This is a genomic window from Streptomyces sp. NPDC020362 (genome assembly GCF_040642095.1).
Taxonomy (GTDB): Bacteria; Actinomycetota; Actinomycetes; order Streptomycetales; family Streptomycetaceae; genus Streptomyces.
In genome coordinates, this window is the sequence record NZ_JBFAET010000208.1 from 1 (window position 1) to 15,329 (window position 15,329).

The 15,329-nt window shown below is 72.0% G+C and carries 12 protein-coding genes and 1 pseudogene; 7 read left to right on the top strand and 6 right to left on the bottom strand.

What is annotated here, in order from left to right; genetic code table 11:
• Positions 1–106: 106 nt before the first annotated feature.
• Positions 107–718: pseudogene (locus tag AB0H32_RS40365) on the bottom strand (TetR/AcrR family transcriptional regulator); the annotation flags it as partial.
• Between the two features lie 128 nt (positions 719–846).
• Between AB0H32_RS40365 and AB0H32_RS40370 the strand changes: the two are divergent.
• The 3 genes from AB0H32_RS40370 (at position 847) to AB0H32_RS40380 (ending at position 5,138) form a co-directional block, all read left to right on the top strand.
• Positions 847–2,598, top strand: a complete 1,752-nt coding sequence (locus tag AB0H32_RS40370) for an MFS transporter (protein WP_361131977.1) — start codon at positions 847–849, stop codon at positions 2,596–2,598.
• A gap of 100 nt (positions 2,599–2,698) precedes the next feature.
• Positions 2,699–3,463, top strand: a complete 765-nt coding sequence (locus AB0H32_RS40375) for a DUF2127 domain-containing protein (RefSeq protein ID WP_361131980.1) — start codon at positions 2,699–2,701, stop codon at positions 3,461–3,463.
• A 97-nt stretch (positions 3,464–3,560) separates the two neighbouring features.
• A complete protein-coding gene (locus tag AB0H32_RS40380) occupies positions 3,561–5,138 on the top strand; it encodes an ATP-binding protein (RefSeq protein WP_361131982.1) in 1,578 nt (525 codons plus the stop codon).
• Positions 5,139–5,251: 113 nt separating this feature from the next.
• Here AB0H32_RS40380 and AB0H32_RS40385 read toward each other — a convergent pair whose 3' ends face one another.
• Positions 5,252–6,157: an aldo/keto reductase gene (locus AB0H32_RS40385; RefSeq protein ID WP_361131985.1), complete on the bottom strand. Its 906-nt coding sequence runs from the start codon at positions 6,155–6,157 to the stop codon at positions 5,252–5,254.
• Between the two features lies 1 nt (position 6,158).
• Positions 6,159–7,073, bottom strand: coding sequence for an NAD-dependent epimerase/dehydratase family protein (locus AB0H32_RS40390; protein ID WP_361131988.1), 915 nt, complete (start codon positions 7,071–7,073; stop codon positions 6,159–6,161).
• Between the two features lie 45 nt (positions 7,074–7,118).
• On the opposite strand from AB0H32_RS40390, the gene AB0H32_RS40395 reads away from it, so the two are divergent.
• From AB0H32_RS40395 to AB0H32_RS40410, 4 genes are all read left to right on the top strand, one after another.
• Positions 7,119–7,640 carry an Lrp/AsnC family transcriptional regulator gene (locus AB0H32_RS40395; RefSeq protein WP_361131991.1) on the top strand — a complete coding sequence of 174 codons (522 nt, stop codon included), beginning with the start codon at positions 7,119–7,121 and terminating at the stop codon, positions 7,638–7,640.
• 29 nt (positions 7,641–7,669) lie between these two features.
• Entirely contained in the window at positions 7,670–8,098 is a 429-nt protein-coding gene (locus AB0H32_RS40400) for a MerR family transcriptional regulator (RefSeq protein WP_361131994.1), read from the top strand.
• Positions 8,095–8,427, top strand: coding sequence for a thioredoxin (trxA, locus tag AB0H32_RS40405; RefSeq protein ID WP_361131997.1), 333 nt, complete (start codon positions 8,095–8,097; stop codon positions 8,425–8,427). Before AB0H32_RS40400 ends, trxA begins: the two co-directional genes overlap by 4 nt.
• A gap of 179 nt (positions 8,428–8,606) precedes the next feature.
• Positions 8,607–10,835 carry a UvrD-helicase domain-containing protein gene (locus AB0H32_RS40410; RefSeq protein WP_361132009.1) on the top strand — a complete coding sequence of 743 codons (2,229 nt, stop codon included), beginning with the start codon at positions 8,607–8,609 and terminating at the stop codon, positions 10,833–10,835.
• On the opposite strand, the gene glgB is transcribed toward AB0H32_RS40410, so the two are convergent.
• From glgB to AB0H32_RS40425, 3 genes are all read right to left on the bottom strand, one after another.
• Positions 10,810–13,245, bottom strand: coding sequence for a 1,4-alpha-glucan branching enzyme (gene glgB / locus AB0H32_RS40415; RefSeq protein WP_361132000.1), 2,436 nt, complete (start codon positions 13,243–13,245; stop codon positions 10,810–10,812). The genes AB0H32_RS40410 and glgB overlap by 26 nt on opposite strands.
• On the bottom strand, positions 13,242–14,645 hold the full coding sequence (locus AB0H32_RS40420; RefSeq protein ID WP_361132003.1) for a maltokinase: 1,404 nt from the start codon (positions 14,643–14,645) through the stop codon (positions 13,242–13,244). The genes glgB and AB0H32_RS40420 overlap by 4 nt, the downstream gene beginning before the upstream one ends.
• 87 nt (positions 14,646–14,732) lie before the next feature.
• The coding region (locus AB0H32_RS40425) for an alpha-glucosidase C-terminal domain-containing protein (RefSeq protein WP_361132006.1) at positions 14,733–15,329 on the bottom strand (597 nt) is incomplete at its 5' end.

The following is a 15,329-nucleotide window of genomic DNA, read 5'->3' on the forward strand; positions in this document are numbered from 1 at the left end:
CCCACCCCCCGCCCCCCCGCCCCCCCCCCCCCCGCGGGCGCCCCCCCCCCACCCCCCCGGGGGCGCTGACCCACACCCCCCTTGGGCCACACCCCCCCGGCTCTACACTCACCCTGGCCACCAGTTCGGTGGCCGCGCAGGCGGGTACGCCCGCCGCGGTCAGGACCGTGACCGTGGCCGAGCGGCCCGCCTCCTCGGCTGTCACCAGCCCGTCGTTCACGGCCTCCATCACCGCGAACAGCATCTGCTCGTGCACGTACGCGAGGGCCGGCGCAGGCAGCGGAGAGCTGAAGACGCCCTCGTCCAGGCCGCGTTGCAGCATCTGCACCTTGGTCTCGCGCAGGGGGGCGAGGCGTTCGCGGATGCCCTGCACGGTGACCGTGCGCTGGGCCAGGGCGACCAGCAGCCGGTAGCGGTCGGCGATCTCCCAGATCCGCAGCACCGACCGGGCCACCGCCTCCGCCGGGTCCGTGATCCCCTCGCGGGCTCCCGCGTCCGCGTCCGCCAGTGAGGCCACCGCTCCGTCGACGAGCGTGCTGATCAGCGCCTCACGGCTCGGGAAGTGCCCGTACACGGTCCGCCGTACGACCCCCGCGGCGCGAGCGATCTGGTCCATGGAGGCGTCGGGGTCGCGCAGCAGCTCGGCGAGGGCTACGTCGAGGATGCGGCGCCGGTTGGCGTCGGCGCGGCTGGTGTTACCCGTGGTCATGACCGTCATTCTGCACGCCCTCTCCGCGCACCCCTCGACTTGCACAGTACCGTGCAACGGCGTACATTGCACAGTGTTGTGCAATTGCACGGTGCTGTGCAATTTCTGGTCGCGCACCGAGGAAGGCGATCCCTGCCATGCGACTCGTCATGAACCAACCGGTCGAAAGGATGGACCGCCCCTACGCCCGGCGCTGGTGGGCGCTCCTCGTGCTCTGCCTGAGCCTGCTGGTCATCGTGATGGCCAACACCGCCCTCACGGTCGCGGCGCCCGACATGACCCGGGACCTCGGGCTGTCCAGCGCCGACCTGCAGTGGGTGATCGACGGCTACACCGTCCCGTACGCGGCGCTGATGCTGCTGCTCGGCGCGATCGGCGACAAGTACAGCCGGCGCGGGGCCCTCGTGCTGGGCCTGGTGGTCTTCGGGGGCGGGGCCGTCTCCGGATACCTCGCCGGCAGCCCCACCGCGGTCATCGCGGCCCGGGCCGTCATGGGCGTCGGCGCCGCGCTGATCATGCCCGCCACGCTCTCCCTGCTCGCCGCGACCTTCCCGCGCGCCGAGCGCGCCAAGGCCATCACCCTGTGGACCGCCACCGCGGGCCTCGCCATCGCCGCCGGACCGGTCGTCGCGGGCGCCCTGCTGCGCGACCACGGCTGGTCGTCGACCTTCCTGATCAACGTGCCCGTCGCCGCCGTCGCGATCGTCGCCGCCCTGGTCCTCGTACCGCCGTCCAGGGCCGGGCACCACGACCGGATCGACTACGTCGGAGGTCTGCTGTCCGTGGTGTGGACCGGCTCGCTGGTCTACATGATCATCGAGGGCCCGCACTTCGGCTGGGGCGCCAAGGCCGTCACCGCCGCCGTCGTCGCGGGCGCGGGCCTGGTCGCCTTCGTCGTCTGGGAGCTGCGCCACCCGCGCCCGATCCTGGACGTGCGCCGCTTCACCGACCGCCGGTTCGCGGGCTCCAACCTCGCCGTCGCCCTGTTCTTCCTCGCCGTCTTCGGCGCCTTCTACTACCTCACCCAGCACCTGCAGTTCGTCCTCGGCTACGACGCCCTGGAGACCGGTGTACGGATGCTGCCGCTGGCCGGCGCGGTCTTCGTCGGCTCGGCCCTCACCGGCTGGCTCACCCCGCGCGTCGGCATGAAGCTCACGGTCACCGCGGGCATGGTCGGCGGCACGACCGCGCTCGCCCTGCTGACGCGGGTGGACGCGGGCTCGACGTACGGCGACTTCGTGGCGCCCCTCGTCATCCTCGGCCTCGCCATCGGCCTGGCCCTCTCGCCCTGCACCGACGCGATCATGGGTGCCTTCCCCGAGTCCGAACTGGGCGTCGGCGGCGCGGTCAACGACACCTCGCTGGAGCTGGGCGGCTCGCTCGGCATCGCGATCCTCGGCTCGCTGCTCGCCACCTCGTACGGCAACCACCTCACCGACGCCACCGCGGGCAGCAAGCTCCCGGCGAGCGCGCTGGAGACCGCCCAGGACTCGGTCGGCGCCGGATACGCGGTCGCGCAGGGCATCGGCGACAAGGCCCACCAAGTGGCCGCGCAGGCCGCGCACGCGAGCGACCCGCAGCAGGCCGCACAGCTCAAGCAGCAGGCCGCCCAGCTCGCCTCCGGCGCCCGGCAGATGGCGGACGCGGTAGGCTCCGCCTTCTCCGACGCGGTCGCCCACACCAGCCTGGTCGGCGCGGTGATCCTGGGCGTCGGCACGGTCCTGGTGGCCGTCCTGCTGCCGCGGCGCGAGGCGGCGGCCGTGCAGGAATCGGAGGCCGGGGAGAAGGAGCCGGCCGTGCCGGAGGCCGAGGCCGGGGAGGACGAGCCGGCGGCCGTGCCGGAGGCCGAGGCCGAGGGGAACGAGCCGGTGGACAGCGCCGCCCGCTGACCCCTGACGGCTTCCTCTCACCCGCATCCACTAACGTGCCGCTCCGGAACCGGAACGGCACGTTCGTGCGTGTTCCCGAACGAGCTTGGAGGCACGGGGGATGAAGATCGACTGGGACCGGCGGACCTGCGCGCGCAAGGGGCATGTGACCTACGCGCCCGACGATCCCCGGCTGAGGGTACGGCTGCACGCCGAGACCGCGCTCGGGGACGTGTGGCGCTGCCTGCGCTGCGGCGACTTCGTCCTGGGCGAGCCGCACGGCTCGGGACCCGCGTCCGACGCACCGCTGGTGCCGCGCGGAAAGGTGCTGCGGGATCTGTTCATCCTGCGCTTCCTGGCGATCGAGCGGGCCGTGCGCGGCGTGTTCATCGTGCTCGTCGCCGTCGCGGTGTGGAAGTTCAGCAACAGCCAGGACGCGGTGCGCCGGCTCTTCAACGAGAACATCGACGTCTTCCGTCCGGTCTTCAAGCACTTCCACTACGACCTCGACCACTCGCCGGTCGTCGGCTCCATCCAGAAGGCCTTCGGCTACAAGCACTCCACGCTGATGCTGGTCGCCGCCCTGCTGCTCGCCTACGCGCTGATCGAGCTGATCGAGGCGGTCGGCCTCTGGTACGCCAAGCGCTGGGCGGAGTACCTGACGGTGGTCGCCACCGCCGCCTTCCTCCCGCTGGAGATCTACGAACTCACCGAGAAGATCAGCTACCTGAAGATCGCCACCCTGGTCCTCAACATCCTCGCCGTCCTCTACATCGCCGTCGCCAAGCGGCTGTTCGGCCTTCGCGGCGGCCGCAGGGCCTTCGAGGAGGAGCGGCACAGCGCCTCGCTGATGGAGGTCGAGGAGTCGGCGGGCATCACCGTCTAGGCCTCGCCCGGGCCAGGCTCCATTCCCTTTGACCCGCCCCTGCGTTCGGCCCCAGGCTGGGAGCCTCGACGTGACCGGTCGAACGCAGGGAGGCGGCATGGGGGAGCACGGCATGGGGGAGCACGGCATGGCGGAGGCGCACGTGGGACAGCCGGACGTGGGCCAGCCGGACAACGGGGAACCGGGCGGGCTGGAGATCATGAGCTCGTCCGAGTACGAGCGCAGGTACGGGGCGCACCGGGATCCGTCGCCGTTGTCGATCGAGCAGATCAACGGCCTGTTCCAGCAGTTCCTCATGGCGGTCGCCCGGCCCCGGCAGACGGAGCGGGACGGCAGCCGCGACCTCACCGGGCGGCTGCGGGAACACCTCGGCACGGCCCCCACGGACCGCCCGGTGGTGAAAGCCGCGTACCCGCCCTACGACCTGCCCAACGTCCACCTCGCCCTGGAGCGCTGGTTCGCCGCCGAGGGCCGCTCCTACGAGCTGGTCGGCATGCGCGGCGCCCAGCACCACGGCGACCTCACCCTCGGCGACATCCTCGAATCCGCCGACCGCTACGACCGCTTCGTGATCGGCGCGGTCGACTACGCCCATCTGCCGGTCTCCCCCGACGAGGAACTGGCCTGCGTCTCCTGCGGGTTCTACCTGGGCGCGGACGGCGACGAGCGGTTCGTGGTGCTGCTGCGCGGCCCGGCCGACGCATACGGGCGCAACAAGGTCGAGATCGAGGTCCTCGCCCAGCAGAAGGAGTTCGCGGACCGGCTGCTCGCCGGGATCGACGCGCTCGTGCGCGAGCACAACGTCTTCCGCGGCCAGGTCCTCTCCCTCGAGGGCTCGGAGTTCGGGCACGGCCTCGGCCCGTTCCGCTTCCACCGCCGCCCCGGCATCACCCGCGACGACATCGTGCTCCCGGCGGGCCTGCTGGAGCGGGTGGAGCGCCAGGTGGTGGGCGTGGCCAGGCGCCGCGAACAGCTGCGCGCGGCCGGCCAGCACCTGCGCCGCGGCCTCCTCCTCTACGGCCCTCCCGGCACCGGCAAGACCCACACCATCCGCTATCTCCTCTCCCACCTCCCGGAGTTCACGGCCGTCATCCTCTCCGGCACCGGGATCGAGGCCATCGGCCCCGCCTGCGCGCTCGCCCGCATGCTCCAGCCGGCGCTGGTCGTCCTGGAGGACTGCGACCTGATCGCCGAGGCCAGGGACTACGGCGGCGGCGAGCAGCCCCTGCTCTTCCAGGTGCTGAACGAGATGGACGGCCTCGGCGACGACACCGACGTGGCCTTCCTGCTCACCACCAACCGCGCCGACCTCCTCGAACCGGCCCTCGCCCAGCGCCCGGGCCGTGTCGACCTCGCCGTCGAGATCCCCCTCCCGGACGCCGAGGGCCGCGCCCGCCTCCTCGCCCTCTACGGCGCCGGGCTCGATCTTGGCAAGGAGGTCGCCGACGAGGTGGTGACCCGAACGGAGGGCACGACGGCGTCCTTCACCAAGGAACTCGTCCGCCGCTCCGTCCTGATCGCCGCGGAACGCGAGTCCCCGCACACGGCCCCGGAGGACGTCCACGCGGCCCTGGACGAACTCCTCTCCGACCGCGACCTGCTGACCCGTCGGCTGCTCGGGGTGCGGGGCGACGAGGAGGAGCGGCTGCCGGGGCCGGACGAGGACGACGCCTAGGCCCTCCGGACCCCTCGGCGTCGTCCCGGCCCCCTGCAGCGCCGTCGCCGGACGCCCGTTCGGTCACGGCAGCGCCGAGCATGATGCGGTTCCCGCATCGGCGGGACGAGATGTCAGCGAGCCGGCCTCGCCCGCGCAGCCTCCGTCAACCGGGACATCTCCTCCTCGCTCAGCACCAGTTCCGCCGCCCCCGCCGAGTCCCTGATCGTCTCCGGGCGGCTGGCTCCCGGGATCGGGATCAGGGTCGGGGACCTCGTCAGCAGCCAGGCGAGGCAGACCTGTTGCGGACTCACCCCGCGCTCCCGCGCCACCGCGTGGAACGCGGTGAACCGCTGTGTGCCGTCCGCCGCCCGCGACGGGCCGTCCAGCGAGCTGCGCGAGATCCCGCCCAGCGGACTCCACGGCAGGAACGCCAGTCCCAGCTGCTCGCACAGCCGCAGCTCGGGCTCGCTGCTCTGGGCCTCGGGGGAGTAGCGGTTCTGGACCGACACCAGGCGGTCGCCGAGGATCGCGCGAGCCTGCCGGATCTGGTCCGTGTCGGCGTTGGAGAGGCCGGCCAGCCGGACGGTGCCCGCGTCCAGCAGCTCGCGCAGTGCGCCGACGGACTCCTCGAAGGGCACCTCCGGGTCGGGCTTGTGCAGCTGGTACAGGCCGATCGCCTCGACGCCCAGCCGCTTGCGGGAGGCCTCGGCGGCCGCCTTGAGGTGCCGGGGCGAGCCCGTCACCGTCCAGCTGCCGTTTGCCGGACGGCCCCGGCCGCCCTTGGTGGCCACCAGCACCGCGTCGGTGTCACCGCCGTAGGTCGCGAGGGCGCGGGCGAGGAGGAGTTCGTTGTGGCCGGGATCCTGCCCGGGCAGATGGTAGGAGTCGGCCGTGTCCAGCAGGGTCACGCCCGCGTCCAGGGCCGCGTGCACCGTGGCCAGGGCGCGCTCCTCGTCCGGCCGGCCCTCGATCGACAGCGGCATGGCCCCGAGCCCGACCGCGCTCACCTGCAGGCCGCCAAGGGTGCGGTGGTGCATTTCAGTGGTCCTTTCCGAGGGTCTCGGCGACGGCCTCGGGCAGCCACCGCCGTACGTCGCCGAAGGCGAAACCGAGCCGCGTGGCCCGGGAGTTGTCCATGCCGTAGCGGCGGCGGAAGGCGAAGGGGGAGACCTCGGCGGCCCCGGTCGTCTCGAACACGGTCCTGCCCCCGGCAAGCCGTGCCGCCACCGCCGCGCACAGCTCGTCCAGCGGCAGCAGGCCGTGGGAGGCGGCGTTCACCGGGCCCGTGAAGTCCTCGCCCGCCGCCCAGAACAGGAAGTCGGCGATCTCCTCGACGTGGATGTACGTCGCCGGGTGGGTGACGGGTGGTACGGCTATGGGGGCGCCGGTGCGGATGCGGTCGGCGTAGTGGCCGAGGCGGCCGGTGAAGTCGTCGGCGCCGCCCAGGACGTGAGCCACCCGGACGGAGACGAACGGCAGCTGCGGGCCGGCGGCCGTGAACACCGCCTCCGCCTGCCGCTTGCCCTCGCCGTAGTGGGAGTCGAGGAACTCCGCGTCGTCCCAGGGAAGTTGGGTGTCCACGGCGACCCTGGCCGGGTCCACCGCGCTCTCCGGAACCGGCGCCCCGGAGTCCTCGTGCTCGTAGACCTCCACGGTCGAGGTCATCACATAGCGGCCGGTGCGCCCGGTCAGGACGCGGCGGGCGATCGCCGCCTGTCGCGGGGTGTAGCAGACCTGGTCCAGGACGACGTCGAAGACACGGGTGCCGATCGCGGCGGCCAGTGCCTCCTCGTCGTTCCGGTCGGCGACCAGGTGCACCGCACCCGCAGGCGGCGGGGAAGAACCCCGGTTCAGGACCGTGACCCGGTCGCCGGCCGCCAGCAGCCGCTCGATGAGCCGCTTGCCGAAATAGCGGTTGCCGCCGATCACCAATACCTCTCGTGCCGTTCGCATGACCATAATTCTCCGGGCGTCACATCCGTTCCTGAAGGGGGAGACATGGGAGATACGGTTGCCGCACCGAAAGAACAACGGCATCTGCGGGCCGTCGCCGACGAAACACCAGTGGCCTTCGACGCGGTCGACCGGCAGATCCTCCAGCTGCTGCAGACCGACGGCCGGATCAAGCTCAGCGAGCTGGGGCGGCGGGTCAGCCTGAGCCCGGCCGCCGTCGCGGAGCGGGTGCGCCGGCTGGAGGCGGCGGGCGTGGTCGAGGGGTACGGCGCCCAGGTCGCGCCCGCCCGCCTGGGCTACGGCATCCAGGCCTTCATCCGGGTGAACCCGCACGGCGGCTACACCCTCAAGCACCCCCGGACCCTGGAACTGCTCGACCGTCCGGAGATCACCGAGGTGCACCACGTGGTCGGCGAGGACTGCTGGATCCTCAAGGCCGCCGTCACCGACACCGTGCACCTGGAGGAGATCCTGGAGCAGACCTCGGCGCTGGGCCGTACGACGACCTCCATCGTGCTGTCCTCGCCGGTGCGCCGAAAGCCCCTGCTGCCCCCCGTCTTGCCTTGACGCCGACGTCAACGCCTACGGTCGTGGGCATGCGAATCGGCGAGCTGGCCGCACGGGCCGGGACCACCACCCGCACCCTGCGCTACTACGAGGCACGGGGGCTGCTGCCCGCACGGCGCGACGACAAGGGACACCGCACGTACGACGAGGGCGACGTCAGGCTGCTCCGGCAGATCCGGACGCTGCAGGACTTCGGGTTCGACCTGGAGGAGACGCGGCCGTTCGTGGAGTGCCTGCGCGCCGGGCACCCGGAGGGCGACTCCTGCCCGGCCTCGCTCGCCGTCTACCGGCGCAAGCTGGACGAGCTGGACGCGCTCATCGGGCAGCTCGGGGCGGTGCGGGAGACGGTCGCGGAGCAGCTGCGGCGGGCGGAGCGGGCCCGGGACGAGCTGGCCGCCGAGGCGCAGGTTCCGGGGGGTCCGGAACCCGTGTGCGAGCTGGGAGGGCTGACGCGGTGAGCTTGGTGAGCGGACTGGCCGAGGTGACGGACGCGGACTTCGCTACGGAGGTGATCGGCTCGGACCTTCCGGTCCTGGTGCAGTTCACGGCCGACTGGTGCGGGCCGTGCCGGCAGCTGGCTCCGGTGCTGAAGGACATCGCCTTCGAGGAGGGCGACCGGCTGAAGATCGTCCAGCTGGACGTGGACCGCAATCCGGAGACGACGGTCTCCTACGGGGTGCTGTCCACGCCGACCCTCATGGTCTTCCGGGACGGTGAGCCGGTGAGGTCGATGGTGGGCGCACGGCCCAAGCGGCGGCTGCTGGAGGAGCTGGCCGACGTGCTGTAAAGGCCCGACGAACGCGGGGCCGCCCACGAAAAATCCCCCGGCAATTGCGCCCGGGGGATTTCTGTGCGTATATTCAGTGGTTCGCGACTTCTATTTCAAGAATCGCGGAAGAAGTTCAGTGAGCACAGTATATCCGGGCGGGAGCGGAATTGTCAAACACCGAATTTCCGGACGATGAATTGCGCCACGAGCAGGAATTCATCGACGGACTGTACGCGCGCGTGGACGTGCTGCGCGGCGAGGCCGAGACCTCGGTCGCGGACGCGCTCGCGCAGGGTGACAAGCCCATGCAGGCCCGGCTGGAGCGGGACATCCTGGTCGCCGAGCGATCGGGGCTGCTCGCCGCCCTGAACGCCGTCGACGGCTCGCTCTGCTTCGGCCGGATCGACCTCGCCGACGGCGCCGTCCACCACATCGGCCGGATCGGGCTGCGCGAGGACGACGCCCGGCGCACCCCGGTCCTCATCGACTGGCGGGCCGACGTCGCCCGCCCCTTCTACCTGGCCACCGGTCACACCCCGATGGGCCTGCGCCGCCGCCGGCACATCTCCACCGAGGACCGGACCGTCACCTCCCTGCACGACGAGATCCTCGACCTCGGCGACGCCACCCGCACCGGCCACGAGGACCACAACGGTGACGCCGTCCTGCTGGCCGCGCTCAACTCGGCGCGCACCGGCCGGATGAGCGACATCGTGCAGACCATCCAGGCCGAGCAGGACGAGATCATCCGGGCGCCGCACCGCGGGGTACTGGTCGTCGAGGGCGGCCCCGGCACCGGGAAGACCGCGGTGGCGCTGCACCGGGCCGCCTATCTCCTCTACGAACACCGGGAGCTGCTGGCCCGGCGCGCCGTGCTGATCGTCGGACCCAACCCGGCCTTCCTCGGTTACATCGGCGAGGTGCTGCCCTCCCTCGGCGAGACCGGGGTGCTGCTGGCCACGGTCGGCGAACTGTTCCCCGGCGTGAAGGCGACGGCGGCCGACAGCCGGGAGGCGGCCGCCGTCAAGGGCCGTGCCGCCATGGCGGACGTCCTCGCCGAAGTCGTGCGCGACTGGCAGTCGCTGCCCGATCCGGTGATCGCGATCGAGCACGACCGCGAGATCCTGATGCTCGACGACGGGCTGGTGAAGGTGGCCCGCGAGCGCACCCGCGCCACCCGGCTGCCGCACAACGCGGCCCGCGAGTACTTCGAGGGGCACATCCTCAACACCCTCACCGACCTGTACGCCGAGCGCGTGGGCACCGACCCGTACGACGGCAGCAGCCTGCTGGACCCCTCGGACATCACCCAGATCCGCGACGACCTCGCCGAGAACCCCGAGGTCTGGGCCGCCATCGACCAGCTGTGGCCGCGTCTGACGCCGCAGCGCCTGGTCGAGGACTTCCTCGCCGACCCCGTGGGCTACGTGCCCGACGACGACGCGGACGCCATCCGCCGCCCGGTGACACGGGCGTGGACCGTGGCGGACGTACCGCTGCTGGACGAGGCGGCCGAACTGCTCGGCGTGGACGAGCGGGTGACCCGGGCGCGGGCCGAACGGGAACGGGAGACGCAGGTGGCCTACGCACAGGGAGTTCTCGACGTCTCCTACGCCTCCCGCACCTACGAGTTCGAGGACAAGGAGGACGAGGATTCCGAAGTCCTGTCCGCACACGACATCATCGACGCCGAGCGGTTCGCCGAGCGGCAGGAGGAGGCCGACCACCGCAGTGCCGCCGAGCGGGCCGCGGCCGACCGGACCTGGGCGTTCGGCCACATCATCGTGGACGAGGCGCAGGAACTGTCACCGATGGCCTGGCGGCTGCTGATGCGGCGCAGCCCGACCCGCTCGATGACCCTGGTCGGAGACCCCGCCCAGACCGCGGAGGCAGCCGGAGTCGGCTCCTGGTCGAAGATCCTCCAGCCGTACGTGGAAGACCGCTGGGAGCACACGCGCCTGGGCGTCAACTACCGTACCCCCGCCGAGATCATGGAGCTCGCGGCGGCCGTCGTGCGCGCCGAGAACCCCGCCTTCGAACCACCCAGCTCGGTCCGCTCGACCGGTGTACGGCCCTGGGTGCGCGCCACCGACGACCTGCCCGGCGCCGTCGCCGAGGCGGTCGGGGAACTGACGCCCGCCGAGGGGCGGCTCGCGGTCATCGCCCCGCGCCACCTGCACCGCAGGCTGGCCGCACGGCTGGACGGGGTGACGGCCGGCGCGGAGCCGGACCTGTCGCAGTCCGTCGTACTCCTCGACCCCCGCCAGTCGAAGGGCCTGGAGTTCGACTCGGTGCTGGTGGTCGAGCCGGGCCTGTACGGCACGAGCGACCTCTACGTGGCCCTGACCCGGGCCACGCAGAGGCTGGGCGTGCTGTACACCGGCGCGCTGCCCGACGCGCTCAAGCAGGCCGCAGCCACACCGTAGCCAGCGGCGGCAGGGTCAGCCGGATGCTCGCGGGGCGGCCATGGGCCCCCTGCGGCTCCGGCTTGACCGGGTCGGGGTGGACGACGCCGCTGCCGCCGTAGCGGGCCGCGTCGGTGTTCAGCACCTCCAGCCAGGCCGGGACGTCCTCGGGCACGCCGATGCGGTAGTCGTGGCGGATCACCGGGGACAGGTGGGAGACGGCCAGCAGCGGGTTGCCGTCGGCGTCGTGGCGCAGGAACGCGAAGACGTTGTCGTCCGCCGCGTCGCCCACGATCCACTGGAAGCCTGCCGGATCGGTGTCGCGCTGCCACAGGGCCGGCGTGCCGCGGTAGCGGGTGTTCAGGTCGCGGACCAGGTCCCGGACGCCCCGGTGGTCGGCCTCGGCGCCGTAGGACGGGTCGAGCAGCCACCAGTCCGGGCCGTGTGTCTCGGACCACTCCGCGCCCTGGGCGAACTCCTGTCCCATGAAGAGGAGTTGCTTGCCGGGGTGGGCCCACATGAAGCCGAGGTAGGCACGGTGGTTCGCCCGCTGCTGCCACCAGTCGCCCGGCATCTTCGAGACGAGGGCCCGCTTGCCGTGCACGACCTCGTCGTGGGAGATGGGCAGGACGTAGTTCTCGCTGTAGGCGTACACCATCGAGAAGGTCATCTCGTGGTGGTGGTACCTGCGGTGGACCGGTTCGTGCTGGATGTACTCCAGCGAGTCGTGCATCCAGCCCATGTTCCACTTCAGGCCGAAGCCCAGGCCGCCGAAGCCACCGGGTCCCCGGTGGTGGGTGGGCCGTGTGACGCCGTCCCAGGCGGTGGACTCCTCGGCGATGGTCACCACGCCCGGGCAGCGCCGGTAGACCGTGGCGTTCATCTCCTGCAGGAAGGCCACCGCGTCCAGGTTCTCCCGCCCGCCGTGCTCGTTGGGCGACCACTGACCCGGCTCGCGCGAGTAGTCGAGGTAGAGCATGGAGGCGACGGCGTCCACGCGCAGGCCGTCGATGTGGAACTCCTCGCACCAGTACACAGCGTTCGCCACGAGGAAGTTGCGCACCTCGCGGCGGCCGAAGTCGAACTCCAGGGTGCCCCAGTCGGGATGGGCGGCCCGCAGCGGATCGTGGTGCTCGTACAGCGGGCGCCCGTCGAACTCGGCCAGTGCCCACTCGTCGCGCGGGAAGTGCGCGGGAACCCAGTCCATCAGGACGCCGATGCCGGCCTGGTGCAGCCGGTCCACCAGGTACTTGAAGTCGTCCGGGGTGCCGAGGCGCGCCGTCGGGGCGTAGAAGCCGGTGACCTGGTAGCCCCAGGAGCCGCCGAAGGGGTGCTCGGCGACCGGCATCAGCTCCACATGGGTGAAGCCCGTCTCCGTGACGTACGCGGGGAGCTGCTCGGCCAGCTGCCGGTACGTCAGGCCGGGACGCCAGGAGGGCAGGTGGACCTCGTACACCGAGAAGGGCGCCTCGTGGACGGGGGTGTCGCCGCGGTGGGCCATCCACTGTGCGTCGCCCCACTCGTGGTGCGAGGCGTGCACGATCGAGGACGTGGCGGGCGGGACCTCCGTGCGGCGGGCCAGCGGGTCGGCGCGCAGGGTGCGCGTGCCGTCCGGGCGGGTGATCTCGAACTTGTACAGCTCGCCCTCGCCGATGCCCGGAACGAACAGCTCCCACACCCCCGAGGAGCCGAGCGAGCGCATCGGGTACCCGGTCGCGTCCCAGAAGTTGAAGCTCCCCGCGACCCGCACGCCCCGCGCGTTCGGCGCCCACACCGCGAAACGCGTGCCGGTCACGCCCTGGTGGGTCAGGACGTGCGTGCCGAGCACCCGCCACAGCTGCTCGTGCCGGCCCTCGCCGATCAGGTGCAGGTCCAGCTCGCCGAGCGTGGGCAGGAAGCGGTAGGCGTCCTCGGTCTCGTGGACGGTGCCGTCGTAGGTCACGAGCAGCCGGTGGGCGGGGACCTCGGTGAGCGGGAGGAGCCCGGAGAAGAAGCCGTCCCCGTCGTCGTGCAGCTCGGCCCGCAGATCTGCGCAGACCACGGTGACCGCCTGCGCGTACGGGCGGAAGGCCCGGAAGGCGATGCCGCCGGGGACCGGGTGGCCGCCGAGGACGGAGTGCGGATCGTGGTGGGTGCCGTGGCGCAGACGCTCACGGTCCGCGGCAGGCACGGCAGGGGAGACGGCGACCCCCTGTCGCGGCACCGTCCCGGACGCCGTCCCGGTCGCCTTGCCGGGCGCCTTCGCCTTCGCCTTCGTCCTCCCTGGGGCCTCCTGTGCCGGCACCTTCCTGGTGGCGGTCTTCTTCCTGGCCGGGGTGTCTTTCCTGGCGGCGGTCTTCTTCTCGGCCGGAGTCTCCTCCCCGGCTGTGGTGTCCTTCTTGACCGGGGTGTCCTTCTCGGCCGCGGATTCCTTCTTGGCCTTGGGCGTCACGAACTAGCCTCCTGGTCGGGCAGGGAGAGGCGGCGCACCGCACTCAGCGGTACCGGCAGCCAGTCGGGGCGATGGCGGGCCTCGTAGACCACCTCGTAGACCGCCTTGTCGGTCTCATAGGCGCGTAGCAGCATGGCGTCCGTACGCGGGTCGCGGCCGGTGATCTCCGCGTACCCGGCGCAGTAGGCGGCCCGGCAGCCGTGCGCCCACCGGGGCGCGGGCGGGCTCGCCGAGCGGGCGGCGTAGTCGAACGAGCGCAGCATCCCGGCGATGTCCCGCACCGCGGGCTGCGGCATGCGCCGCTCGGCCAGCGGCCGGACCGGCTCACCCTCGAAGTCGATCAGGGACCACTGTCCGCTCGCCGAGCGCAGGCACTGGCCGAGGTGCAGATCGCCGTGGATGCGCTGCGCGGTCCAGGTGCGGCCCTCGGCCACCGGGCCGGCCAGCGCGGTGAAGGCGGAGCGCAGCCCGCTCTCGTACGGCCGCAGCGCGGGCACCGCCTGCACGGCCGCCTCCAGCCGCCCGGTCATGCCGTCCACCAGCTGCCGCAGCTGGGCCTGGCCCAGGGTGACCGTGGGCAGGGCGCGGGCGAGGGCGGTGTGCACCTCGGCGGTGGCCCGGCCCAGCGCCCGGGCCTCGGCGACGAAGTCCTCGCCCTTGGCCAGTTCGCGCAGCGCCAGCTCCCAGCCGTCGCTCGCGCCGCTCACGAAGGGCTGCAGCACGGCCAGGGTGTACGGCTGCCCGTCCAGCTCGGCCCGGAGCCAGGCCGTCGGCGCGGGCACCCGGGCGCAGCCCGCGCGGGCCAGGGCGAGCGGTATCTCCAGGTCGGGATTGACGCCGGGAACGACCCGGCGCAACAGCTTCAGGATGAACGTATCGCCGTAGACGATCGACGAGTTGGACTGCTCGGCGGTCATCAGCCGGGCCACGAGCCCGTCCCGGATCTCCTGGTCCGGGTCCCGTTCGAAACGGAGCCCGCCGATGCGCGCCCGGGTGCGCAGGGCCTCCAGTAGCACTTCGGCGGGCCGGGGGTCGTACAGGGCCTCGTATACCGTGCGTCCGGCGAGCGGTCCGTGGGCCACATGTCCGATCAGCGCGGGCGCCAGCCGGGGCGGCAGCACCTCGCGCACGCCTATCAGCAGCTGGTAGCAGTCGCCCGGGTGCGGCGGGGCGCCCGGTACGGGGGGCTGGTGGACGCGCAGGAGCAGGTGGTAGAGGCCCAGCCGGCCGCTGCAGGGCAGCAGTTCGGTGGCGGCCAGCGGGGTGAACCCGGTGACCGGACGTCCCTTGCCCGCGAACCAGCGTTGTCTCGGCAGCCAGTCGCGCAACAGGGGTTCGAGCGAAACGAGGGGATGACCGGTCGTACTCGTGGTGTCGGAAGAGCTGACCGTGTCCGCCATGGGCGCCACGTCCTTTCCCCGGGTCGTCGGGGTGTCGCTGATGCGTGCCCGCGGTGGGACGGCAGGAACCGCCCCACCACCGGGGTGCTACGCCGTGTCCCGGCGCAGCCGGAACCAGTAGAAGCCGTGACCCGCGAGGGTCAGCAGGTACGGCAGCTCGCCGATCGCGGGGAAGCGCACCCCGCCGAACAGCTCGACCGGATGCCGCCCGCTGAACCGCCTCAGGTCCAGCTCGGTGGGCTGCGCGAACCGCGAGAAGTTGTGCACGCACAGCACCAGGTCGTCCTCGTACTCGCGCAGGAACGCGATCGCCGCCGGGTTGGAGGACTGCAGTTCGGTGTAGGACCCCAGTCCGAAGGCAGGATTCTGCTTGCGGATCTCGATCATGCGGCGGGTCCAGTGCAGCAGCGACGAGGGCGAGGACATGGATGCTTCGACGTTGGTGACCTGGTAGCCGTAGACCGGGTCCATGATGGTCGGCAGGAACAGCCGTCCGGGGTCGGAGGAGGAGAATCCGGCGTTGCGGTCGGGGGTCCACTGCATGGGGGTGCGTACGGCGTCGCGGTCGCCGAGCCAGATGTTGTCGCCCATGCCGATCTCGTCGCCGTAGTAGAGGATCGGTGAGCCGGGCAGGGAGAGCAGCAGGGCGGTGAACAGCTCGATCTGGTTGCGGTCGTTGTCGAG